Source organism: Paraburkholderia sp. GAS334, from assembly GCF_050436625.1.
In the GTDB taxonomy this organism is placed as follows: Bacteria; Pseudomonadota; Gammaproteobacteria; order Burkholderiales; family Burkholderiaceae; genus Paraburkholderia.
On the sequence record NZ_JBNDMO010000002.1, the window covers coordinates 681533 to 705790 of the forward strand.

General features: G+C 62.4%; 21 protein-coding genes and 2 tRNA genes. 7 read left to right on the plus strand and 16 right to left on the minus strand.

What is annotated here, in order from left to right:
- Nucleotides 1-121 precede the first annotated feature (121 nt).
- The 12 genes from queD to def form a co-directional block, all read right to left on the minus strand.
- Nucleotides 122-565, minus strand: coding sequence for a 6-carboxytetrahydropterin synthase QueD (gene queD / locus P3T21_RS06520; RefSeq protein WP_429255176.1), 444 nt, complete (start codon nt 563-565; stop codon nt 122-124).
- Nucleotides 566-574: 9 nt separating this feature from the next.
- The gene (gene queE, locus P3T21_RS06525; protein ID WP_429255093.1) at nt 575-1207 is read right to left on the minus strand and encodes a 7-carboxy-7-deazaguanine synthase; all 633 of its coding nucleotides are present in this window, start codon (nt 1205-1207) and stop codon (nt 575-577) included.
- Nucleotides 1208-1274: 67 nt separating this feature from the next.
- A complete protein-coding gene (gene queC, locus P3T21_RS06530) occupies nt 1275-2006 on the minus strand; it encodes a 7-cyano-7-deazaguanine synthase QueC (RefSeq protein ID WP_429255094.1) in 732 nt (243 codons plus the stop codon).
- A 505-nt stretch (nt 2007-2511) separates the two neighbouring features.
- Nucleotides 2512-2587: transfer RNA gene (locus P3T21_RS06535), tRNA-Phe, on the minus strand.
- 83 nt (nt 2588-2670) lie between these two features.
- Nucleotides 2671-3360 carry a response regulator transcription factor EsaR gene (gene esaR / locus P3T21_RS06540; protein WP_429255095.1) on the minus strand — a complete coding sequence of 230 codons (690 nt, stop codon included), beginning with the start codon at nt 3358-3360 and terminating at the stop codon, nt 2671-2673.
- Complete coding sequence (locus tag P3T21_RS06545; protein ID WP_429255096.1) at nt 3361-5784, minus strand: ATP-binding protein; 2424 nt, start codon at nt 5782-5784, stop codon at nt 3361-3363.
- Complete coding sequence (locus tag P3T21_RS06550) at nt 5774-6364, minus strand: DUF4390 domain-containing protein (RefSeq protein ID WP_429255097.1); 591 nt, start codon at nt 6362-6364, stop codon at nt 5774-5776. Before P3T21_RS06550 ends, P3T21_RS06545 begins: the two co-directional genes overlap by 11 nt.
- Complete coding sequence (gene rsmB / locus P3T21_RS06555) at nt 6361-7782, minus strand: 16S rRNA (cytosine(967)-C(5))-methyltransferase RsmB (RefSeq protein ID WP_429255098.1); 1422 nt, start codon at nt 7780-7782, stop codon at nt 6361-6363. The genes P3T21_RS06550 and rsmB overlap by 4 nt, the downstream gene beginning before the upstream one ends.
- 264 nt (nt 7783-8046) lie before the next feature.
- Nucleotides 8047-8904: a zinc metalloprotease HtpX gene (gene htpX / locus P3T21_RS06560; RefSeq protein ID WP_429255099.1), complete on the minus strand. Its 858-nt coding sequence runs from the start codon at nt 8902-8904 to the stop codon at nt 8047-8049.
- A gap of 103 nt (nt 8905-9007) precedes the next feature.
- Nucleotides 9008-9658 carry a LysE family translocator gene (locus P3T21_RS06565; RefSeq protein WP_429255100.1) on the minus strand — a complete coding sequence of 217 codons (651 nt, stop codon included), beginning with the start codon at nt 9656-9658 and terminating at the stop codon, nt 9008-9010.
- Nucleotides 9659-9820: 162 nt separating this feature from the next.
- Nucleotides 9821-10807, minus strand: a complete 987-nt coding sequence (gene fmt / locus P3T21_RS06570) for a methionyl-tRNA formyltransferase (RefSeq protein WP_429255101.1) — start codon at nt 10805-10807, stop codon at nt 9821-9823.
- A 29-nt stretch (nt 10808-10836) separates the two neighbouring features.
- The gene (def, locus tag P3T21_RS06575; protein WP_429255102.1) at nt 10837-11340 is read right to left on the minus strand and encodes a peptide deformylase; all 504 of its coding nucleotides are present in this window, start codon (nt 11338-11340) and stop codon (nt 10837-10839) included.
- Between the two features lie 261 nt (nt 11341-11601).
- Between def and dprA the strand changes: the two genes are divergently transcribed.
- The 3 genes from dprA (at nt 11602) to P3T21_RS06590 (ending at nt 16083) form a co-directional block, all read left to right on the plus strand.
- On the plus strand, nt 11602-12729 hold the full coding sequence (gene dprA, locus P3T21_RS06580) for a DNA-processing protein DprA (protein ID WP_429255103.1): 1128 nt from the start codon (nt 11602-11604) through the stop codon (nt 12727-12729).
- Between the two features lie 58 nt (nt 12730-12787).
- Entirely contained in the window at nt 12788-13165 is a 378-nt protein-coding gene (locus P3T21_RS06585; protein WP_429255104.1) for a thioredoxin family protein, read from the plus strand.
- Nucleotides 13166-13419: 254 nt separating this feature from the next.
- On the plus strand, nt 13420-16083 hold the full coding sequence (locus tag P3T21_RS06590; RefSeq protein ID WP_429255105.1) for a DNA topoisomerase III: 2664 nt from the start codon (nt 13420-13422) through the stop codon (nt 16081-16083).
- A gap of 86 nt (nt 16084-16169) precedes the next feature.
- Here the strand turns inward: P3T21_RS06590 and P3T21_RS06595 are convergent, their stop codons facing one another.
- Together P3T21_RS06595 and P3T21_RS06600 are read right to left on the minus strand one after the other, a co-directional pair.
- On the minus strand, nt 16170-17264 hold the full coding sequence (locus tag P3T21_RS06595; RefSeq protein ID WP_429255106.1) for a LysR family transcriptional regulator: 1095 nt from the start codon (nt 17262-17264) through the stop codon (nt 16170-16172).
- A 343-nt stretch (nt 17265-17607) separates the two neighbouring features.
- Nucleotides 17608-19464 (minus strand): phosphoenolpyruvate carboxykinase (GTP), encoded by a 1857-nt coding sequence (locus P3T21_RS06600; RefSeq protein ID WP_429255107.1) that lies wholly within the window; start codon nt 19462-19464, stop codon nt 17608-17610.
- A gap of 349 nt (nt 19465-19813) precedes the next feature.
- Here P3T21_RS06600 and P3T21_RS06605 point away from each other — a divergent pair, with 349 nt between their 5' ends.
- Nucleotides 19814-20827: a D-2-hydroxyacid dehydrogenase family protein gene (locus P3T21_RS06605; RefSeq protein WP_429255108.1), complete on the plus strand. Its 1014-nt coding sequence runs from the start codon at nt 19814-19816 to the stop codon at nt 20825-20827.
- Nucleotides 20828-20917: 90 nt separating this feature from the next.
- On the opposite strand, the gene P3T21_RS06610 is transcribed toward P3T21_RS06605, so the two are convergent.
- Complete coding sequence (locus P3T21_RS06610) at nt 20918-21784, minus strand: patatin-like phospholipase family protein (protein ID WP_429255109.1); 867 nt, start codon at nt 21782-21784, stop codon at nt 20918-20920.
- A 65-nt stretch (nt 21785-21849) separates the two neighbouring features.
- A complete protein-coding gene (locus P3T21_RS06615) occupies nt 21850-22254 on the minus strand; it encodes a PaaI family thioesterase (RefSeq protein WP_429255110.1) in 405 nt (134 codons plus the stop codon).
- Between the two features lie 219 nt (nt 22255-22473).
- On the opposite strand from P3T21_RS06615, the gene P3T21_RS06620 reads away from it, so the two are divergent.
- From P3T21_RS06620 to P3T21_RS06630, 3 genes are all read left to right on the plus strand, one after another.
- A tRNA-Lys gene (locus tag P3T21_RS06620) sits at nt 22474-22549 on the plus strand.
- A 265-nt stretch (nt 22550-22814) separates the two neighbouring features.
- On the plus strand, nt 22815-23690 hold the full coding sequence (locus tag P3T21_RS06625) for a hypothetical protein (RefSeq protein WP_429255111.1): 876 nt from the start codon (nt 22815-22817) through the stop codon (nt 23688-23690).
- Nucleotides 23687-24256 carry a hypothetical protein gene (locus P3T21_RS06630; protein ID WP_429255112.1) on the plus strand — a complete coding sequence of 190 codons (570 nt, stop codon included), beginning with the start codon at nt 23687-23689 and terminating at the stop codon, nt 24254-24256. The genes P3T21_RS06625 and P3T21_RS06630 overlap by 4 nt, the downstream gene beginning before the upstream one ends.
- The last annotated feature ends 2 nt before the right edge of the window (nt 24257-24258 follow it).

Below are 24258 nucleotides of genomic sequence, written 5' to 3' on the forward strand. Positions count from 1 at the left end.
CGTTGGTGACGCTGGTGACGTCTTCGCGGCGGGCGTTGCGCCCGCTTCGCGGTGTAGTGAACGGCATGTCTCGCTCCGGCTGGGTTACGAAGCGATCATACCGTGACAATAACGCGCCCGTTCAGTCGCGAACGACGTCAGCCCAGCAGTTCGGCGTTTCGTACAGACGAACCTTGTGCAAACGCAGATTCACGCCGTAATGCGCATCGTAGACGTTCGCGAGGATATCGAACGCGACAGCCGCGAGATTTTCGACGGTCGGAATGCGGTCGAGCACGACCGTCTTGTGGCCGGCCATCGTTTCGAGGAAACCGCGCACCTGCGTATCGCCTTCGTAGACGAGAAACGCATGGTCCCACAGGTTCACGAGATGCTCGTTCGCAAGCGACTTTACGTCGGCGAAATCCATCACCATGCCGCGATCCGGCGCGCCTTCCGTTTCGACGAGATCGCCTTGCAGCGTGATTTCGAGCACATAGCGATGGCCGTGCAGGTTACGGCACTGGCTGCGGTGATCGGGGATGCGGTGGCCCGCGTCGAACTCAAGTTTTCGGGTAATCGTCAGCACGGTGGATCAGGGAATGTTCAGATACTTGTGGGTCTGCATCGACAGGCGCCATTGCGGATGGCGTTTGCACCAGTCGATCGCGAGCTTCGTGTTGATATCGCGCGACGGGCCGTCCATCGGCTGCACGAGGAAATATTCAAAGTCGAGCTTCGCGTAGTCGGCGAGGCGCTGGTTGTCCTGCGGCACGACAACCTTCAGCTCGTTGCCTTTCGTCACGACGAGCGGCGCGTCGGCCTTCGGGCTCACGCAGATCCAGTCGATGGTTTCCAGCACCGGCAGCGAGCCGTTGGTTTCGATCGCGATCTCAAAGCCAGCGGCATGCAGGGCATCGACGAACGGCGGGTCGATCTGCAACATCGGTTCGCCGCCGGTGCACACGACAAAGCGCGCGCCTTCGCCTTCCGGCCACAGCGACGCGATCTTCGCGACGAGTTCTTCTGCGGTGCGGAATTTGCCGCCGTTCTCGCCATCGGTGCCGACAAAATCGGTGTCGCAGAAGCGGCACACAGCGTCCGCGCGATCTTCCTCACGGCCCGACCACAGATTGCAGCCGGCGAAGCGGCAAAACACGGCCGGGCGCCCGGCATTCGCGCCTTCGCCCTGCAATGTGTAGAAGATTTCCTTGACCGCGTACGTCATGCTGCCTTCTGCCTGAGTTTCCTGAACGTGTTGATTACCGGCGCCGTGCTGCCGCACCGTGTTGCCGCTATACGGGCTCCGTCACTTTCTCGCCGGCGAGATACGCTTCGTAGCCGCGCTTGCGGAGCTTGCATGCCGGACATTCGCCGCAGCCGAAACCCCACTTGTGCAGCTCTGCGCGTTCGCCGAGATAGCACGTATGCGTTTCGACGCGAATCAGCTCGACCAGCGCTTCGCCGCCCAGCTCCTGCGCGAGTCGCCACGTGTCGGCCTTGTCGAGCCACATCAGCGGCGTTTCGAGCAGGAAGCGGCTGTCCATGCCGAGATTCAGCGTGACTTGCAGCGCTTTCATCGTGTCGTCGCGGCAATCGGGGTAGCCGGAGAAGTCCGTCTCGCACATTCCGCCGACCAGCACCTGCAGTCCGCGCCGGTAGGCGATCGCCGCGGCGATCGTCATGAACATCAGATTGCGGCCGGGCACGAACGTGTTCGGCAATCCGCTCGCGGCGGCTTCGATCTGGATCTCGCGCGTCATCGCGGTATCGCTGATCGCGCCGAGCACACCGAGGTCGATCATGTGATCGTCGCCGAGGCGTTCGCCCCACGCGGGGAATTCACGCGCAATCGCGCTGCGAAAGCCCTCGCGGCATTCCAGCTCGACGCGATGCCGTTGACCGTAGTCGAAGCCGAGTGTCTCGACCGTTTCGTATCGTTCGAGCGCCCACGCGAGGCAGGTGGCCGAGTCCTGACCACCGGAGAAGAGCACAAGGGCGCTACGTTTAGCGTCTGTCCGGGTCACCGTGAAACTCCGTGATTGATGAGTGCCCGCGTCGCGTTGCGCGGTGTGTCCTGCAGCAGCGCGGCGCCTCTTGAGCCGATGTTCGGCCCACGTTGAACCGGCGCAGTCGGGCCGGTCTCAGGCAGTATAGGCCGCGCCTTTCGCACGCAGCGTCGCTGGCGCTTATACCGCTCATCGCTTGCAGGTGGCTATTGCGTGACGCGCGAGCCGGACATCCGAAGCGCTGTCTCGCCCACTGCCACAATGCACTCTCGCGCATTCACGGACACCGTCAGCCTGAAACGAAAAGGACATGTGCCGAACGCGGCAAGTCCTTGAACTGGCGCGATTTTATCACGCGGCGCAACATGCCGCTGACGGCCCCACTCGCGACGGATCCGCATAGCGAACGGCGCCACGCACTGCAACATGAGCTGCTCCACGAGTGGCCGCACAAGTGTCCCGATTGAGGCACCACAAAAGCAGAAAGCCCCAGGAATCTTGCGATTTTCCTGGGGCTAAATTCTGGTGGCCTGGGTCGGAATCGAACCAACGACACGCGGATTTTCAATCCGCTGCTCTACCAACTGAGCTACCGGGCCAACGAAGAAGCGAAAGTATATCAAAGTGGGCCGACTGCCTCAAGCCCCTTGGTGAAATTTATCGGGATGGCCCGCAACCAGCCTTATTCACTCTTGTTCTTGCCGAGGTCGACGCCGAGCTGCTTCAGCTTGCGATACAGGTGGGTCCGTTCGAGCCCGGTCTTCTCCGCGACCCGCGTCATGCTGCCGTTCTCACGTGCGAGGTGATACTCGAAGTAAGCGCGCTCGAACGCGTCGCGCGCGTCGCGCAGCGGAATGTCGAAGGAAATCGACGCTGTTTGAGCGGGCAACGCGCCGCCGATCATGCTGTCGGCCGAAAGCATAGGCAGCGCGGCCGCTGACGCAACCGCCGACACGCCCACCGGCAACGCAGGCTTCGCCGCCACGCCGCCAACGGGCGGTACCGCGTTGCCACGCGCGAGACCCTGCTCGACCGCCTTCAGCAGCTTCTGCAAAGCGATCGGCTTCTCAAGAAAATTGAGCGCGCCTATCCGCGTTGCCTCGACGGCCGTGTCGATCGTCGCGTGACCGGACATCATGATCACCGGCATCGTCAGTTGCCCTTGCGCGGCCCACTCTTTCAACAACGTGACGCCATCGGTATCCGGCATCCAGATGTCGAGCAGCACGAGATCCGGCGCCTGACGCAAGCGAAAATCGCGCGCTTCCTGCGCGTTTTCCGCGGCCTCCACAACGTGCCCTTCGTCGCTCAGGATCTCCGAGAGCAATTCCCGGATGCCCATTTCATCATCTACCACCAGGATGGTTGCCATTTACGCTGCCCTTGTCTGCACTGTTGCTTTTGTCGTTCCCTGCAAAGCGTCGCCGTGCGTGCCTTGCGGCCCCGCTCCGGGCGCCGCCGCGTCGTCTGCCATTTGAAGGAAGAGAATCGAGATCTGCGCGCCTTCGATCACATCGCCCGCTCTCATACGGTTGCGAATGTCGATGCGCGCGCCGTGTTCGTCGACGATCTTCTTCACCATAGCAAGACCAAGACCTGTCCCTTTGGCCTTGGTCGTCACGTAAGGCTCGAAGGCGCGCGTCAGGATGCGGGCGGGGAAACCCGCTCCGTTATCCGATACGGTCAGACGCACCGCGATGCGCGTTTTGCCTTCAGCGTCGGGATCGCCATATTCTACTGTCCGCGTCTCGAGCACCACACGAGGATGTTCGACGTCCGCGACTGCATCCTGCGCGTTCTGCAGCAGGTTGTGAATCACCTGGCGCAACTGCGTCGCGTCACCGCGAATCACCGGCAGGTGCGCCGCGAGTTCCACCGCGATCGCACTCTTGCCTTCTTCGATGCCGTACAGCGTGAGCACCTCGCTCACCAGTTCGTTGAGCTGCAGGTTCGCGAGCACCGCCGGCGGCGTGCGTGCATAGTCGCGGAAACTGTCGACCATCTGCTTCATCGCCGCGACCTGGTTCACAATTGTGGTCGCGCCGCGCTTGAGCACTTCAGCGTCGGATGGCGTGAGCTTGTCGGCGAGCTTCATCTGCAGACGCTCCGCCGACAGCTGGATCGGCGTCAGCGGATTCTTGATTTCGTGCGCAAGCCGTCGCGCGACTTCGCCCCACGCGATCGAGCGCTGCGCCGAGATCACGTCCGAAATATCGTCGAACACGACGACGTAGCCGGATGTCTGTGCGTCTTCCGCATCGCCGTCGGTGGCCGCGACGAGTCGCGCGCCGCGCACGAGCAGTGTCAACGGCTCCCCCTCACCCGGCATCTGCAGCGAAACCTGCTGTTGCCAGTGGCCACGATCGTCGTGACCGTCGCCGCTCGCCGCTTCGCGATCGGCGAACGCCTTGCGCACCATCGCGCCGAATTCGTCGAGCACGCCGATGCGATCGAGCGACGCGCCGAGCATCTGCTGGAACGGCTGACGGAAGATGCGTTCCGCGCCGCGATTCGCCGTGGTCAGCCGGAAGCGCCGGTCGAACACGAAGACGCCCGCAGTCAGGTTCGCAAGAATGCTTTCCAGATACGCCTTCGAATGCTCGAGTGCGATACGGTTGTTCTCGACCGCCGCGCGTGCTTCGGAAAGCTGGCGCGTCATCGCGTTGAACGACTGCGTCAGGAAGCCGAGTTCATCGCGCGACTTGATTTCGCGCTTCGGCGTGTAGTCGCCCTCGGTCACTTCCTTCGTGCCCTGTGCGAGCAGGAACAGCGGCCGCGCGAGCTGGTTGCCGAGCGCGAGCGCGAGCATCATCGCGATGAAGGTGGCGAGGAACAGCGCGAGCGTCAGCGTGCCAATGTACATCTTGCGCAGACCGGTACGCCCAAGCGCCTTTTCCTGATACTCGCGGTAGGCGCGCTGCACGGCGTCGGCGTTACGCGCGAGCGACGGCGAAACTGGAACCGTGAGTTGCAGGAAGCGTTCGGCGGGCTGCAGCAACGAGGCGTTCGAATCCGGAATGCGCTGCACGATGCGCAGACGCAGCGCGCCCTTCGCGCCGCGCAGATGCGGGTCGCCGTCCACTTCGCCCTCGATCGCGGCATAGCCACGACCGCGTGCCTGGTCGATCATGAGCGGCGTGGGCAGATCGTTCGGCACAAGCGACGCGTAGTTGCCCGATGCCTGCGCGACGACATGCATGTCCGGCGTCGCGCCCGACATGCTGCGCACCGGCTCGACGATGGTCGCTTCCTGCACGCCGAACTGGTCACGCAGACGCAACAGCGAAAGCGTCGTGCTACCGGGTTCCGCGCTCGCGAGCTGCTCGGACATCAGACGGCCCTTCGTCTGCAGATCGGAGAGCGATGCGTCCAGCATGCCGCGGCCGAGATTCAGTCCGGACGTAAGCGCGGTTTCAACGTTGACGTCGAACCACGATTCGATGCTGCGCGACACGAACTGATACGACACGACGTAGATGATCCCGCCCGGCACGACGCCCACGAGCGCGAAGAAAAATGCGAGCTTCGCGAGCAGCCGCGTGCCGAATTTGCCCTTTCGCAATCGCGAGATAATGACGACGACGAGCACCGCCACGATCAGCATGAAGATCAGCGCGACGGCGACGTTGGCTGCGTAGAGCCACTGATAGTAGCGATCGAAGAACTCGGTGTTCGCGCTCGCAGCCGCGAGCAGCACGAGCAGCAGGACGGCCGTGACGGCGACCGTCGACACCATCACGCGGACGATGAGGCCCGTGACACTGGCGGGGGTGGCGCGGCGCACTTTATTTAGCACGTTCGGTCACCGTGAAGGTAAAGCGCTTCCAGTCCGAAGAGAGGTTCCAGTCGCGGTTGTTGACCGCGTCGATCTGGAACGGCTTCGGCATCAGCGCGACGTCGAGCTGCATGCGGACCGACGCGTTATACGTCTCACCCACATGGACCTGATTGCGTTCGATCACATGCCACGACGTGACATGCTTGATCACCGAGAGCGCATCTTTTAGCGTACTGAAGCCGAGCTGAAGACCACCGCTCGACACGCGGTATTCGCGCGTAAGCGGCTGGAATGAAAGACGGATGCTTTGCGAGACGCTCACTGGTTGCTCGTCGAACCAGTACCACCGTGGGCGGTTGAGTTCGAAGTCGGTCGTGAAGTAAAGCGGGATGCCCTTGTTGACGGCGTCTTCGAGATTGCCGTTCAGATCGAAGTCGAAACGCGCGTCGAGATTCCAGCCATTGCCGTCAGCCTGCAATGACGCACGCTGCACGGCGATCGAATCGGCGCGCGCGGGTTCGGCTGTACCCAGCCAAACGGCCAGCGCAATCCAGAGCACGGCCGCGAGCCGAAGCGGGAAGAAGCGTTTTATGGTCACCGTTTCTGAAAGCGCGCGTAGAAAAATCCGTCGTGGTCTGAATTCGAGTCGGTGTCCTGCCCGGCACGCGGCACGCCCGATCCATCGGCCGGCGCGCGGGCGACCTTGGGCAACAGCTGCCCCGGCGCGTCCAATCGTACCGCATCTTGATGGATGCCTCCAAACCACTGGGCCTGCAACTCGCCCTCTTCAGGAAAGATCGAGCACGTCACGTAAAGCAGTTCGCCGCCCGGTTTCACGAGCGGCCAGAGCGCATCGAGAATGCGCCGCTGCTCGGCAACCAGCGCAGGAATATCGCTCGCGCGACGCAGCCAGCGAATGTCCGGATGACGCCGCACGATGCCCGACGCGGAACACGGGACGTCAGCGAGGATGCGGTCGAAGGGCTGGCCGTCATGCCACTTTGTGGGGTCACCCGCATCGCCAATGCGCACTTCGGCTTCGAGATTGAGGCGCTGCAGGTTCTCACCGATGCGCCGCGCGCGCGACGCATCGCTTTCAAGCGCGATCAGTTCGATGTCGGCGAGTTCGAGCAGATGGCCCGTCTTGCCGCCGGGCGCGGCGCACGCGTCGAGCACGCGCATGCCCGGTTGTAAGTCGATGTTTTGCGCGGCGAGTTGCGCGCCGGCGTCCTGCACCGAAACGACGCCTTCGTCGAAGCCGGGAATGCGATCGACCGGCATCGGTGTGTCGAGGCGCACGGCGTGCTCGCCAGCCTGGCTCGCTGCGATGTGATGCTCGCCCAGCACCTTCAGATAATCAGCAACGGTCGAGCGACGTGCGTTCACGCGCAGCGTCAGCGGCCCTTGCTCCTTGCCAGACGCGAGGATGGCCTGCCAGTTGTCCGGCCATGCATTCCTGACGGCATCGATCCACCACTGCGGGTAGTTCCAGTGCGCAACGTCGTCCGTCTGCACGGTGGCAAGCAGGCCTTCGCGCTCGCGCAGGAAGCGGCGCAATACGGCGTTGACCAGTCCCTTGGCAAACGCGAATTCGCGGCGCGCGCCGATCGCATTCACCGCCTGATCGACAACCGTGAACGGCGTGTACGCGGCCGACTCCTCCTGGTCGATGAGCAATGCAAGCGCGCACGCCAGCACATGGCCGACGTGTGGCGGCGGCGCCTTGCGCACGAGCTGCGTGATGAGCGCCTCGGCGGTGGCGAGACGACGCATCGTCCGGTACGCGATGTCCTGTACGGCGCCGCGCGCTGCGGCCGCTGCGCCTTCAGGTGCGGAGACGAACACGCTCTGCAGCGCGGCAGGCAACGCCGCACCGAGGCGCACGGCGCCGACGGCCTGCGCCGCGCAATCGAGCGCAAAGCCCAGCGACTCGGGCGCGAGATGCAGCGTCGACAGACGCGACTCGCGCGCACGCGGGGATTTCGAAACGGGACGCTCGGAAGGCTTGGAAGTCATGGATCAGGCAAAGGCGAGCCACGCAGGCGGCGTGGCGCAAAAGAGACATTGTAGCTTGGCGCGCCGCCGGGCCGGGCTGAGGCGCGCGGCATCGGTGTGGCCTGAGCCCGCGGTTGGCCGCGTTGGCCGCGTTTTCAGCGATTGACCGCGCTGAAACAAAAAGGGCGGGCCTGCCGGCTCGCCCTTCGGGTTATGGAACCCGGACGCCCGTGAGCGTCCTCGCCGCCGAATTCACTGCATTCGAAACGGCCCGTTCGCGTCACCTCATTCGAAGCGCCCCGTGCGCGCCATCTCCATCAGACGGGCAATGCGCTCCTCGGTGGCCGGGTGCGTGGAAAACAGGTTCGCGATGCCGCCGCCTGCGAGCGGATTCATGATCATCATCTGAGCCGTTGCCGGGTGCGCCTCGGCGGTCGCGAACGGAATGCCGCTCGCGTAGCGATGAATCTTGTCGAGCGCCGACGCAAGCGCCTGCGGGTCGCCCGAAATCTGCGCGCCGCCGCGATCCGCCTCGAACTCGCGGGCACGGGAAATCGCCATCTGGATCAGCGCGCCCGCGATCGGCGCCAGAATCGCCACCGCGATACTCGCGATCGGATTCGACGCCCGGCCATTCTCATCGCGGCCACCGAAGAACATCGCGAAATTGGCCAGCGCGGAAATTGCGCCCGCCATCGTCGCCGACACCGTCGAAATCAGGATGTCACGGTGCTTCACGTGGGCCAGTTCGTGCGCCATCACGCCGCGCATTTCCCGCTCGGACAGCACCCTGAGGATGCCCGTGGTAGCCGCGACAGCCGCGTGCTCCGGGTTACGGCCGGTGGCGAAGGCATTCGGCGCGTCTTCGTTGATCAGATAGACCTTGGGCATCGGCAGGCCCGCCCGCGTCGAGAGTTCGCGAACCATCCGGTAGAACTGCGGCGCGCTCGTCTCGTCGACTTCCTGCGCGTTGTACATGCGCAAGACCATCTTGTCCGAGAACCAGTACGAAAAGAAATTCATCCCGACGGCGATCAGAAACGCGAGCATCATGCCCCGCGAACCGCCGATCATGCCGCCGATCACGATGAAAAGGGCCGTAATCGCGGCCATCAGCATCGCGGTTTTCACCCAGTTAAACATGTCCTGTACTCCTTGCCCGAATGCGGGTTCACTTTGAAGCCGCCTGCTTGCGGCGACCGATTGTAAGCGATTTGTTAGATAAGGGCGCGCAAGGAAAATTCAATCAGCGTGATGCGGTGGCGAGTTTGATGCCGAGACCGACGAAAGCGCTGCCCACACCCCGGTCGAGCCATTTCTTCACGCCCGGCTTGCCAGAGAAGCGCTGGGTAACACTGCCCGCGATCCACGCAACGAAGCTGTTCCACACCAGGCTCATGACGACGAACACCACGCCGAGCGCGAGGAAGGCGAGCGTTTTATGCTCGCTATCGGCGGTGACGAACTGCGGGAAAAACGACACGAAGAACAGCACGACCTTCGGGTTCAGCACATTGGTCCAGAAACCTTGCAGGAAAAGCTGGCGCAGCGATTTCGGCGCGCCGGCCGCGCGCGGCGAGGCTTGTGCCGCAGCGGGCGTCTCTGCCGACTGCTTTGCGAAGATCAGGCGTGCGCCGAGATAGATCAGATAGATCGCGCCGACGAACTTGATGACGGAAAACGCCGTGGCCGACGCGGCAAGCAGCGCGGTCAGGCCGAACGCGCAGGCAAGTGAATGCACGCAACAGCCAGCGGAAATGCCAAGCACCGACACTAACCCCGCGCCGCGGCCCTGCGCGACGCTCCGCCCGACGATGTAGGCCGTGTCGGGTCCGGGCGTCACGTTCAGAAGGAAAACCGCGACGATAAAAAAAGCAAAATGGGTGATGCCAAACATGAGAAGCCTCGGGCGCGTGGGCAGTGCAAAAACGATTCTAACGCGCGGCGAGGACGCGGCGCGACCTGACCGAACGGCATATGGCGCCGCGGCGCTCGCGGCTCTACGATTTTGCTTTAGCGACGAGGACGTGCCGGCGCCGCGGCCCGGATGGCGCAGCGTTTACTGCGATTCAGGCAGTTTGAAATGCTGCCCGGCGGCGAGTGTCGCGCCGGCCAGGAATTCGCGCGCAGGCAGGCGCTTGCCGCCGGGCTTCTGCAGTTGCGTGAGACGCAACGCGCCGCCGCCGCTCGCTACGACCACGCCTTCCGGCGAGACCTCGACGATCATACCAGGCGCGGCTTCACGTGCTGGATCAACTGCTTCGGCAGCCCAGATTTTCAGTGCGGTGCCGTCTTCAAGTGTCGCGACGCCGCCGGGGAACGGGTCGAACGCGCGAACCTGACGGGCCAGCTCGGCGGCGGGCCGCCGCCAGTCGAGCGCCGCCTCGTGCTTAGCGATCTTTTCGGCATACGTCGCACCGTCGGTGGGTTGCGGTGTGGAGGACAGCTTGCCGGAACGCTCCAGTTCGACGAGCGCGTCGACGATCAGCGTGGCGCCAGCTTTCGCCAGACGGTCGTGCAGCGTGGCGGTGGTGTCGTCGGGATAGATCGGCGTCCTGGCTTCGGAAATCATCGCGCCGGTATCGAGGCCGACGTCCATCTGCATCAGCGTGATGCCCGTCTCGACGTCACCGGCCTCGAGCGCGCGATGAATCGGCGCGGCGCCGCGCCAGCGCGGCAGCAGCGACGCGTGAATGTTGATGCAGCCGTGCGGCGGAATATCGAGCACTTCCTGCGGCAGCAACAGCCCGTAGGCGGCAACGACCATGACATCGTGTGGTGTCGCACGCAACTGGTCGATCGCGGCGATCGCTTCAGCCGGATATTTGCCGTTTCTACGCAGCGACGGCGGTTGCGCAACAGTGAGGTCGTGTTCCTGCGCGAAGCGTTTGACCGGGCTCGCCTGCAGTTTCATGCCGCGGCCGGCAGGGCGGTCGGGCTGTGTGAGGACGAGTGGCACCGGAAATCCGGCTGCGTGAATCGCAGCCAGCGCCTCGGCGGCGAACTCCGGCGTACCAGCAAAAATGACGCGCAGCGAATGGCTCATGAATGGGGAATGTGCAGGATGGAAACGCGTTACATCGCGTGCGCGAGCTTCTTCATCTTGCCCTTGATGCGCGTCTGCTTGAGCGGTGACAGGTATTCGACGAACACGTGGCCCATCAGGTGATCCATCTCGTGCTGGACACACACGGCGAGCAGGCCCTCGCAGTCCAGCTCGAAGGTTTCGCCCTTCTCGTTGAGCGCCCGCACGCGCACTTTTTCGGCGCGCTCGACGTTGTCGTAGATGCCCGGCACGGACAGGCAGCCTTCCTCGGAAAGCTTCCTCTCGTTGCTCGACCAGATGATTTCCGGATTGATGAACGCCTGCAGTTCATCGTGCGTTTCCGACACGTCGATCACGACCACGCGTTCGTGCACGTCCACCTGCGTTGCCGCGAGGCCGACGCCCGGCGCCGCGTACATCGTTTCGGCCATATCGGCGACGAGCCGGCGAATGCGATCGTTGACCTCTTCGACGGGTTTCGCGACCTTGTGCAACCGCTTGTCGGGATAGTTGAGGATGTTCAGTAAAGCCATGATTTTGAAGTGAATGAGTGAGCGCCGCGCGTCGCTGCCGCTTCCAGTCTGATACCGGTCCGGGCCGCATGGCCATCTGGCCAGCTTGTGAGCCCATCGGGTTATACGGAGGATATGCGGTCGAACCGGTTCGATTCAACGTATCGCCGGACGCACGACTGAAGAGCACGCGCGGGCGGGCGCGGCACTGCTTTTATTTCGGATGATGAAAATTTTAGCATGGTGACCGCCCGGCCGCTGACTGCAAAGGACTGACCCGCAATGCGCACCCTGCCGATGACCGATACCGAACTCGCCGCGTGGCTGCGGCTTGCGATGGCGCGCGGACTCAAACCCGCCGCGCTTCGCACGCTTCTCGATGTATTCGGGCTGCCTGAAGCGCTGCTCGGCGAGCCCTTCGCCACACTGGCGGCCGCAAGCGACGAAGCAACGGCGCGTGCTGTGCTCACGCCGCCCGGCGCGGGTTTCGACGGGCAACTCGCTGCTGTCCTCGCGTGGCGCGACGAGCCGGGCAACCAGGTGCTGACATTGGGCGATCCGGCCTACCCGCCATCCCTGCTGACGATGCCCGACCCGCCGCCGCTGCTATATGTAAAGGGACGGCTCGACCTGCTCCACGCACGAAGCGTGGCCGTGGTCGGCAGTCGCAGCGCGACGCCGCAAGGCGTCGAAGATGCGGGCCGGTTTGCGCGGGCGTTGTCGGATGCCGGCCTCGCCGTCGTCTCCGGGCTCGCGCTCGGCATTGACGCGGCCGCGCATCGCAGCGCGCTCCACGGGCCCGGCAGCACCATTGCGGTCATCGGAACGGGCGCGGATGTCGTGTATCCGTCGGCGAACCATCAGCTTGCGCATCAGATCGCGGCGGCGGGCGCCATCGTGTCGGAATGGCCGCTCGGCACGCCCGCCCGCTCCGCGCACTTTCCCCAGCGCAACCGGCTGATCGCAGGGCTATCGAGCGGCGTGCTCATCGTCGAGGCCGCGATGCGTTCCGGATCGCTGATCACCGCGCGGCTCGCGAATGAAATGGGGCGGGATGTGTTCGCGATTCCCGGCTCGATCCACGCGCCGCTCGCGCGAGGTTGTCACCGGATGATCAAGCAGGGCGCGAAACTGGTCGAGACACCGGAGGACGTGCTTGAAGAGCTCGGGTTTGAGATTCCAGTCGTCGCGCCAGCACTTCGGGAAACCGCGAGTGCACGCCATTCCCTCGCCCCGGAGGCCCGGCAGTTGCTGGACGCGCTCGGCCATTCGCCCGCCACGCTTGAAATCCTCGCTGCGCGCACCGAAATGGGAGAGGCGACGCTGCAGGCCACGCTTCTGCAGCTGGAACTGGGCGGCCATCTCAGCGTATTGCCTGGCGGCCGCTTCGTTCGGGCCAGCCACAGCTGACGGCGCGCCATGCTACATTCGCGCCAAAGCACCTGACATAAATACGCAAGGAATCGACATGCCCGCGTTGAATCTCGACACCGATCAGGACCGGATCGCTGGGCGCATCAACGACCGTGACACGCTGTTCGTCGCCTGTCTGTGCGCGGAATGGTGTGGAACGTGCCGCGAGTATCGCGAAGCCTTCGACCGCCTGGCGGACCGGTATCCCGACATCTGCTTTGCCTGGATCGACATCGAGACCCACGCGGACCGTTTCGACGATCTCGACGTGGAAAATTTTCCGACGATCCTGATCGAAGACGCTCACACCACGCGATTCTTCGGCACCGTGCTGCCGCAAGCCGGCATCGTCGAGCGCATGCTTGCAGAATCCGCCGCGCTGCCGGGTGTGACCGGTGCGCCGAAACTGCGACCGGCGCTGGCTGTTGCCTGAAAGCATCGTCGAACGGGGGGTTTGATCAACCCCCGGCAAGCGTCGCCGGGAAGCACGAAAAAAGCACCGCGGAGCGCTGCCAGCAAGGCTGCATGGGCCTCGACGGCTGAAGGAACCACGCTTGCCGGATAAGCGAGCGCCCAATTATGATGAGCCGCTTTTTTTAGCCACAGGAATCGCCGTTTCAGCGGCGTGTGCTATAAAGCGGTCGTCAAAGGGCCATAAAACCCGATCCACATACTCACATCCCAGTCATGTCCAAAGCACTGATCATCGCCGAAAAGCCTTCCGTCGCGAACGACATCGCGCGGGCTCTGGGCGGCTTTACCAAGCATGACGAATACTTCGAGAGCGATGACTATGTCCTTTCGTCGGCGGTCGGGCATCTGCTCGAGATCGCGGCGCCCGAGGAATACGAAGTCAAGCGCGGAAAATGGAGTTTCGCCCATCTGCCGGTCATCCCGCCGCATTTCGACCTCAACCCGATCGCAAAAAGCGAGTCGCGTCTGAAGCTGCTGACGAAGCTGCTAAAGCGCAAGGACATCGACCGGCTCGTGAACGCATGCGACGCGGGGCGCGAAGGCGAGCTGATTTTCCGTCTGATCGCGCAGCACGCGAAGGCGAAGCAGCCGGTGCAACGTCTGTGGCTGCAGTCGATGACGCCGGCCGCGATCCGCGACGGCTTCGCCCGTCTGCGTAGCGACGAGGAAATGCAGCCGCTCGCCGATGCCGCGCGTTGCCGCTCGGAAGCAGACTGGCTGGTCGGCATCAACGGCACGCGGGCGATGACCGCGTTCAACAGCAAGGGCGGCGGCTTCTTCCTGACGACCGTCGGGCGCGTGCAGACGCCGACGCTGTCAATCGTCGTCGAGCGCGAAGAAAAGATTCGTCGTTTCGTGCCGCGTGACTATTGGGAAGTGAAAGCGGAGTTCGTCTGTTCGGCAGGCTTCTACGAAGGCCGATGGTACGACCCGAAGTTCAAGCGCGACGAGTTCGATCCGGAGAAGCGCGATTCGCGTTTGTGGGCGCTGCCTGCCGCTGAGACGATCGTCGCTGCATGTCGCGGCCAGATCGGCACCGTCACCGAAGAATCAAAGCCGTCGACGCAGCTTTCGCCCGCACTTTTCGACCTGACGAGCCTGCAGCGCGAAGCCAACGGCCGCTTCGGCTTTTCGGCCAAGAACACGCTCGGTCTCGCACAGGCGCTGTACGAAAAGCACAAGGTGCTGACGTATCCGCGAACCGACGCGCGCGCGCTGCCGGAAGACTATATCGAGACGGTGAAGAGCACGCTCGATATGCTGAAGGAGAGCAACAACTATCTGCCGTTCGCGAAGCAGGTGCTCGACAAGGGCTGGGTGAAGCCTAACAAGCGCATCTTCGACAACTCGAAGATCAGCGACCACTTCGCAATCATCCCCACCTTGCAGGCGCCGAAGATACTTTCCGAGCCGGAGCAGAAGCTGTACGACCTCGTCGTGAAGCGCTTCCTCGCGGTGTTCTTCCCGGCGGCCGAGTTCAAGGTGACGACGCGCATCACGGAAGTCGTCGGCCATCACTTCAAGACTGAAGGCAAGGTGCTGGTCGAGCCGGGCTGGCTGCAGATCTACGGTCGCGAAATCGGCGGCGAAGATGCGAACCTCGTGCCGGTGCAGAAGGACGAGAAGGTCAAGACAGACAGGATCGCGGCCCACCAGCTCGTGACGAAACCGCCCGCACGCTATAACGAAGCCACGCTGCTGTCGGCGATGGAAGGCGCGGGCAAGCTCGTCGAAGACGACGAACTGCGCGAAGCGATGGCGGCCAAGGGTCTCGGCACGCCGGCGACGCGCGCTGCCATCATCGAAGGTCTGCTCGGCGAGAAGTATCTGATCCGCGAAGGCCGCGATCTGATTCCGACCGCGAAGGCGTTCCAACTGACCACCCTGTTGCGCGGTCTTGGCGTCGAGGAACTGACCGCACCGGAACTCACCGGCGAGTGGGAGCACAAACTCGCGCAGATGGAGCGCGGCAAACTCAAGCGCGACGAGTTCATGCAGGAAATCGCCCGCATGACGCAGACCATCGTCAAGCGCGCGAAGGAATACGACTCCGACACGATTCCCGGCGATTACGCGACGCTCGAAACGCCGTGCCCGAATTGCGGCGGCCAGGTCAAAGAGAACTACCGCCGCTTCGCGTGTACGAAGTGCGAGTTCTCGATTTCGAAGATTCCGGGCAGTCGTCAGTTCGAGATCCCGGAAGTCGAAGAATTGCTGCAAAACAAGACGATCGGTCCGCTGTCGGGTTTCCGCAGCAAGATGGGTCGTCCGTTCTCGGCGATCCTCAAGCTCTCGCTCGACGACGAAACGAAGAACTACAAGCTCGAGTTCGACTTCGGTCAGGATTCGGGCGGCGAAGATGGCGAAGCGCCGGATTTCTCGGAGCAGCAGTCAGTCGGCGCGTGTCCAAAGTGCAAGGGACGTGTGTTCGAGCACGGCATGAGCTTCGTCTGCGAGAACTCGGTCGCGAATCCGAAGACCTGTGACTTCCGCTCGGGCAAGGTGATTCTGCAGCAGGAAATCAGTCGGGAGCAGATGTCGAAACTGCTCGAAGAAGGGCGCACCGATCTGCTGACTAACTTCAAGTCGTCGCGTACCGGGCGCAACTTCAAGGCATTCCTCGTCAAGCAGAGCGACGGCAAGATCGGCTTCGAGTTTGAGAAGAAGGAACCGTCAGCGAAGACAGCTGCAAAGACGGCAGCGAAGAAGGCCGCAAACACGGAAGCCGAAACGGAAGAGGTCGGCGCAACCGCAAAGGCCGCGCCGGCGAGGAAAACCGCGGCGAAAACGACTGCGACCAAAGCGGCTGCAACTAAAACCGCGGCCGCCAAGAAGGCGCCGGCGAAGAAGGCCGTCGCACGCAAGACGGGTTCGTAAGCTCTTGCGCGAGGGCCGGTTTCGCACGGCCCGTAGCGATAAAAAAAGCGCAGCCCGCGGGCTGCGCTTTTTTACTTTTCAATCACTTAAAGCGGCGACAACGCAGTCGGCCGTGTCCGCGTGGTGGTCTTCATCGGTTTGGCCGCCGGCAGTTCGCTGTCGAGCAGGCTCGACAGCGGCTCTGCGCCGTCGAACGCCTCCGGTGGCATCCGGTCCGACGAGGGCGCCATCGCAGGCGTGGACGGGCGTACAAGGCCGTCCTTGATCCATTGCTCACCGAGCAGACTGTTCGGCGTCTGGTTGAAATGCTCGACCAGATGATCGATGAACGTGCGCACCTTCGCCGGCAGATGTCGACGGCTCGGGTAAGCGATATTGATCTCGACCTGCGGCAGACGGTAGTCGCTCAGCAGGCGAACCAGCTTGCCGCGCGTCGTATCGCGACCGATCAGGTAGCTTGGCAGGATCGCGATGCCCATCCCGAGCGCCGCGAACTGACGCAGCATCTCCGTGTTGTTCGCGACGATCACGTTCGTGGGACGCACGCGCACTTCGCCATCCGGGCCCGTAAAGACACGCTCGTCGCCCCAGTATTCGGACGGCAGGCTCAGACACGGATGCTCGGCCAGATGCTCGGGACGCGTCGGCGTACCGTGCTTCTCCAGATACGCCGGCGTCGCGCACACCGTCATGCAACCCGTGGTCAAACGCCGCGTGACGATGCTGGCGCTGCGCATATGCCGCGCGATCACCACGCCCACATCGAATCCTTCCTCGACGAGATCGACCTGCCGGTCAACCAGCGTGACGTCGGGAATGACTTTCGGATAGCGCTCGGCGTAGGTCTGTAGCACCGGCGCGAGGTTATGCAAACCGAACACCACCGGCGCGACAATGCGCAGCGTGCCGACGGGCTCATGATTGCGCGCCACCACCATCTGTTCGACGTCTTCCAGCTCGTCCAGAATCTGGCGCGCACGTTCGAGATAAACCTGACCTGATTCGGTCAGCGAAAGGCTGCGGGTTGTCCGGTTGAGGAGCCGCGTGCCAAGCCGCCCTTCGAGGTCGGCGACATGTCGGGTAACAACTGCGTTAGAGATATCCATCGCGCTGGCTGCGCGGGCAAAGCTACCGAGATCCGCCACCCTGACGAAAACCCGCATCGACTGCAAATGATCCATAAGACAACTCCTGCGTGTTACAGCTTCTTTCTTCCCAGGAAGGCGAAGCGAACTGCGAATTCTCCTCCGACTCTGGAAATCCTGCAGAAGTTGCCTGGAAACTCGGCTATTACATAAAAATTTGTGCGATTGTGCCCTTTAACGCGATGTCGGATCGTCGATTGTTCCTATGTTAGAAACAATGCACGAAGCGTCGGCGTGGATTATTCGTTTCGCAACAGGTCGAAAGGCATTGCGTAACTGTCGAAAGTGGCACGAAAGCGGCAAGAATGTTCTCTCTGTGAGCCCGTGAAAAAAGACCGCCCGAAGGCGGTCTGGCAAATCGAAGCGTGTACTCACATTGCTACACAGCGAGGCGATTCTCCAATGCCGTTCGTGTTTCCTGAAGCGCAGGCGGAAGGCCGCGTTCGAGCGTGTTGAACAGTTCCGCGTGCAGATCGAGCTCCGCACGCCAGGCGGCATCGTCGACTGAGATTACTTCGTCGTACTGCGCGCGAGTGAAGTCCAGACCGCTCCAGTCGATGTCGTCGTATCCCGGCGAGACGCCGAACGCGTGTTCCGCGCCCTGCGCCTTGCCTTCGACGCGGCCCACCATCCAGCGCAGCACGCGCATGTTTTCGCCGAAACCCGGCCACACGAACTTGCCGTCGGCACCTTTGCGGAACCAGTTCACGCAGAAGATTTTCGGCATCTGCACGTTCAGACGCGCGAGGCGCTCGCCGGTTTTCAGCCAGTGACCGAAATAGTCGCTCATGTTGTAGCCGCAGAACGGCAGCATCGCGAACGGATCGCGGCGCACGACGCCCTGCTGGCCCGCCGCGGCCGCTGTCGTCTCGGAACCCATCGTCGCGGCCATGTAGACGCCTTCAACCCAGTTGCGGGCTTCGGTCACGAGCGGCACCGTGGTCGAACGGCGACCGCCGAAGATGAACGCGTCGATCGGTACACCGGCCGGGTTCTCCCAGTCGGCGTCGATCGAAGGACATTGCGACGCCGGCGCCGTAAAGCGCGCGTTCGGGTGCGCCGCCCTGCGGCCGCTTTCCTTCGCGATCGCGGGCGTCCAGTCCTTGCCCTGCCAGTCGATGAGATGCGCGGGCGGCTTGTCGGTCATGCCTTCCCACCAGACGTCGCCGTCGTCCGTCAGCGCGACGTTCGTGAAGATGACGTTTTCCTTCAGCGTCGCCATCGCGTTGAAGTTGGTCTTTTCGCTCGTGCCCGGCGCAACGCCGAAGTAGCCCGCTTCCGGATTGATCGCGTAGAGACGCCCGTCGTTGCCCGGCTTGATCCACGCGATATCGTCGCCGATGGTCGAAATCTGCCAGCCATTCATGCCTTCCGGCGGGATCAGCATCGCGAAGTTGGTCTTGCCGCATGCCGACGGAAACGCCGCCGCGACGTGATACTTGCGCCCTTCCGGCGAAGTCACGCCAAGAATCAGCATGTGTTCGGCGAGCCAGCCTTCATCGCGGCCCATCGTCGACGCAATCCGCAGCGCGAAGCACTTCTTGCCGAGCAGCGCGTTGCCGCCATAGCCCGAGCCGTAGCTCCAGATTTCGCGCGTTTCGGGGAAATGGACGATGTATTTGGTGTCGCTGCACGGCCACGGCACGTCTTTCGCACCCGCAGCCAGCGGCGCGCCGACCGAATGCACGCATGGCACGAACGCGCCGTTCTCGCCGAGCACGTCGTACACCTTGCGTCCCATGCGCGTCATGATGCGCATGTTCGTCACGACGTAAGGGCTGTCGCTCAACTCCACGCCGATGTGCGCGATCGGCGAACCCAGCGGCCCCATCGAAAACGGCACGACGTACATCGTGCGGCCGCGCATCGCGCCATCGAAGAGACCATCGAGCGTCGAGCGCATCTCGGCCGGCGCGATCCAGTTGTTGGTCGGGCCGGCGTCCTCTTCGCGTTGGGAGCAGATGAACGTGCGATCTTCGACGCGCGCCACATCGGACGGATCGGAGCACGCGAGGTACGAATTCGGCCGCTTCGCCGGATTCAACTGCGTGAGCGTGCCGGCTGCAACCATCTGCTTGCAGAGGCGGTCGTATTCCTCCTGCGAGCCGTCGCACCAGACGACGCGTTCCGGCTTCGTCAACGCGGCGACGCGCTGAACCCAGTCGATCAGCTTTCGGTGTTTGATCCAGGCCGGCGCCTCGACGGCGGGCTGACCATTGAATGCGGGATGATTCATCGAGCTGTCTCCGTTCTGTTATTGAGAGAAAAACGGTAACCAGCCCAGCGACGCTGCCTGCGAGAGGCGTCCAATCCTTGCTGCGCCCATGTTCCGGCGCGCATGATTGCGCATGTCGTCGTGGGCCAAACCAGCCTGTTGTTCGAAACCGTCTGTAAAGCGGCTTGCATCGATTGGCAACAAACTGTTAAAAACGGTGGTAAACCTTGCCTGCAGAACCGGCGCCGTGTTGTGGCCCCGTTCGACAGGGCTTTAATCCGCAGTACCAACGTGACGCGAATCACATGTTGGGACATTCAGCTTATCACTCCGTTCCGCGCCCTCTCGGTGCGCAGCAAAACACAACACCATGAAGATTGCCATCCTCGACGATTACCAGGACGCCGTTCGCAAGCTCAACTGCTTCCAGTTGCTCGCCGACCATGAAGTCAAAGTTTTTAACAACACCGTCCGCGGACTGGGCCAGCTCGCAAGCCGTCTCGCCGAAACCGACGCACTGGTGCTGATTCGCGAACGCACCCGCATCTCCTCGCAACTCCTTGATAAGTTGCCGCATTTGCGCATGATCAGTCAGACGGGCAAGGCTTCGGTCCACATCGATATGGCGGCTTGTACCGAGCGTGGCATCGCCGTGCTGGAAGGCACTGGCTCACCGATCGCGCCCGCCGAACTGACGTGGGCACTCATCATGGCCGCCCAGCGACGGATTCCGCAATACGTAGCAAACCTTAAGCAAGGTGCCTGGCAACAGTCGGGGTTGAAGACGTCGGCGCTGCCGCCGAACTTCGGACTGGGCACGGTTTTGCGCGGTCAGACGCTCGGTATCTGGGGCTACGGCAAGATCGGCCAGCTGCTCGCCGGGTACGGCAAGGCGTTTGGCATGAAGGTGCTGATCTGGGGCCGCGAGCACTCGCGCGAGGCCGCGCAGAGAGATGGCTACGATGTCGCCGAAAGCCGTGAGGCTCTGTTCGAACAGAGCGACGTGCTGTCGCTACATCTGCGTCTGCATGACGACACGCGCGGCATCGTCAGGCAGGAAGACCTGATGCGCATGAAGCCGACTGCGCTTTTCGTGAACACGAGCCGTGCCGAACTGCTGGAAGAAAACGCGCTGATGGGCGCGCTGTCGCACAACCGGCCGGGCATGGTGGCGATCGACGTGTACGAAAGCGAGCCGATTCTGCAAGGCTACAGCCTGCTGCGAATGGAAAACGTGATCTGCACGCCGCACATCGGCTATGTCGAACGGGATAGCTATGAGCTTTACTTCAGCGCGGCGTTCAGGAACATCCTCGCGTTCGACGCGGGCGATACATCGAGCGTGGCGAATCCGGAAGCGTTGCAGGGCGGACGGCGGCGGTAGGTCGCTTCCGGCTGGCTGGCGGCGTTAGCGTTCCGTTGCAGGCGAGCGCAAGCGCCGCCGCGCCTGCCCGGCGACAGCAAGGCGCTCAGCTCAATCGTGCGCAGCCGCGTCCATGAGTTCCGGCACACGTCGCAGGAACTGCTCGCCGTCGACGCGCCCAAGGTTGTACGCGTGTTGCATCTGCGACGGGCTGGTGTAATCCCAGCTCGAAATCGGCACCTTGCGCGACGGCTGAACATACAGACGCTGCTGTGTGCCGTGCGGCACAACAAACATCTGCGGACGCGGATACAGCCGCGTCACCATCACGAGGACCGTGCCGGGCGTTTCATCGAGCGCGCCGACCGGCACGTTGTCGACCATCCCGCCATCCAGAACCGGCCGGCCGTTGCGCCGCAGAACCGGCGTAAACGGCGGTGTGCTCGACGATTGCAGGATCAGATCGGCGAGATCTTCAACCGTCGCGCAATCCTGCGCGCGCACAAACTCCGGATGAAAACCGAGCGTCTGACCAAGCGTCGGGTGCAACGTCTTGCGCACGTACTTTTCGATGTTGTACGCGATCAGCCCAGCCGCGACGGCACTGCGTGCGCCGAGCCAGCGCGGCAGATGCGACACGCCGATGCGGATTTCCGGCGCCTTCGCGAGCGACGCGAAGCGCTCGCCATAGATGTCGAGCAGCGCCTGACGATAGATCCGGTAGTGCGGAAACACCGACTCTCCGCGCAGCAGGTTGCCCCAGTACGCGTTTTTCGTGTTTTCGCGTAGCGCGTGCTCGTAATAGCGCATCACCCAGCTGGATTCATTCGTGTACAGCATGCACGCGGTCGCCGCGCCCGCCGAAATACCGCAGATGACGCGTGGCTTGATGTTCAGTTCTGGCTGGACGACATCCCAGAAGCCCGCCTGCCACCAGCAGCGATTGCCGCCGCCTGCGAATACGACCTGATCGAACATCGTTGCTGCTTTCCTTGAGTGCGGCGCGGTGTGCGCGGCGCGATGATGATATTGCGCGCCCGGGTTTAGTCGAGCAGCGCATAGGTGGTGGTGGCGTGGACGGCCATACGGCCGTCTTCGTCGAACAATTCGACTTCGCCAAACACAAGATTGCGGCCGAGGCGCAGTACGCGCGCGGTGATCAGCACGTCGCCCTTGCGGACGGCCCGCATGAAGCTGATGTTCAGCGAGACGGTGGTCATCGGTTTAAAGCCTTGGAGCGCGGCCGAGATGGCGACGACCATCGCCGTGTCCGCGGCTGCCATGAAGACCTGGCCGCAGATCACGCCGCCCGAATGGCGCAGTTCGCCGGAGAACGGGAGGCGTAGCGTGGCGCCTTCTTCGTCGACCTTGACCGGTGTGAGCGCAAGCGAGCGCACCCACGGCGCGAGTACGCGGTCTAGCAGTTCGCGGATTGCGTTGTCGTCCATCGTGTGTCCCCGGTTGGAGCCGCGCGATGGGTTGTGCGGCGTGTTGTCGCGACATCATACCGGGCGCGGCTCTCAAGCGCCTTTCGGCGGGTCTGGTCTGCGTGGGACGCGTTGCCGATCACTGAACGCTTGCAGGATCTATCCGATAGATTTTTTTAGGAAATCTGCGAAAGGGGCTAGGCAAGCATAACGAACTCGTGCATAATTCGCAGTCTGTTGGGGGCGTTAGCTCAGTTGGTAGAGCAGCGGACTCTTAATCCGTAGGTCGAGTGTTCGAGTCACTCACGCCCCACCAAAGAATTCAAAGGGTTACATGCTTCGGCGTGTAACCCTTTTTGTTTTTCTTTGCCCATGTAACCAGCCTGTAACCGCAATCACTCCGTCGTTTGGCTGCGAAGACGGCGACGCTATGCGCCGTAAACATTGTTTTCCACGCGTGCCTTGGGTAACATCGACGGCGTCGGATTCTGGGCATGATTCAGCTTGCTTTTCTGCAAAATGCCCTCAAATCCCAGAGACCTCGCTAAGTTGCAGGCGATGCCAGACTAGAAAAAGAACCTATGTCGCTAGATGCGTTGCACCCGGTTGCGGGAAATCACGCCATACAAACAGCCGCGTTCGTGGTTGAGTGGGGAACGCCCCTCGACACTCAAGTTCTGAGGGCCGTTCGCGGCTTGGCTGAAAAGCTCCGCGCCTCATTCCCGATTGTTCAAGAGCAGCAAATCGCGACGGTTCAAATTGATTTGCGCAAACCTAATCGCGGGCCGACCAGAGGCCCAACGAAAGGGAAGGCGGGCGGGCAAACCGGCACTCATCAATCGGCGGAATTGGGTGGCGTGCTATTCGCTGGCGCAGCGACGCACGCTTCTGGGCAAGCCGGACGAACCCTCCAAGTCAACCGCGACAATTGTGTGGTCGTTGTAAACGACTACACACGATGGGATGAGGTTTGGCCGAAAGTAATTGCATGGCTCGACGTGGTCCTTCCGACGGTGCTGCTCGGACGCCCTCTCAAGGCATTCACGCTTCAGTTTCACGACGTATTCAACTGGCGTGAAGACCCCGCTACGTTGGACCTCCGCGAAGTCTTTGCGCCGAACTGCCCCTATTTGCCGCCGAATTGCTATGATTTGAAGACGTTGTGGCATTCGCATCATGGTTTCATGGAGGAAGTCACCGAGCCTGCGCAAGCGGTCGTCCTAGACAACATCAATATCAATGTCCAGGACATAGCAGGCCCACAGCGGCAAATTAGCGCGCTGTTGACCCATCGAATCGGCTATTCGAACATGCTTTGGGGAGCAGCAGCGATTCCGGCTATCCGCGCCGCCGCACCGTTTTTGCATACCAGAAATAAAATGAGGCTCAACCTTCTGTTAAGCGAAGCCGTTAGACAGATGATTGGGTTGAATGGCACCCCGGGAGAGCAGCAATGAAGCTGAGCACTATTACCGTTATCGCGGCCTGGTTTGCCCTTGCCGCACAGCCGACCATCGCGAAGGACTGGGCGACGTCGACCGACGGCGCAATTTCCTCCGCCTACGTGGCGCAGCAGTCGGGCTCGATTGCCCCGTCTTATATCAACGCTGATACCGAAGGCAGCGCGACGGAGATTGCTCAGCTTGGCATTCAGCAGCAGCCCATTGACCGAACCGAGGCAATTCGAATGGAGCTTCACTCCTACGGCGGATATGCAGAGGACTGGGATGGCGAAGGAGCAGTCGCGCCACACAAAGGGCATGTGGATAACGCGATTGCGATGCTCGAAAGGATTCCGAGCGGTTTTCCTCTACCGAAGCCAATGCTCTCCAGCAGCGGCACGGTAGGCCTGTACTGGGACCATCCAAACCTGTTTGCCGACATTGCATTCGAAGACAACGGCTTTTCCCTCTTTACGCGTGACAAGCGCACTAAGGAGGAGACGTACGCCGAGGGTGTTTCTGTGAATGACTTGAATGCAGCCTGGTTTGCAGCGCGACTTCAAAAACTTCGGGAAGCGTAGAT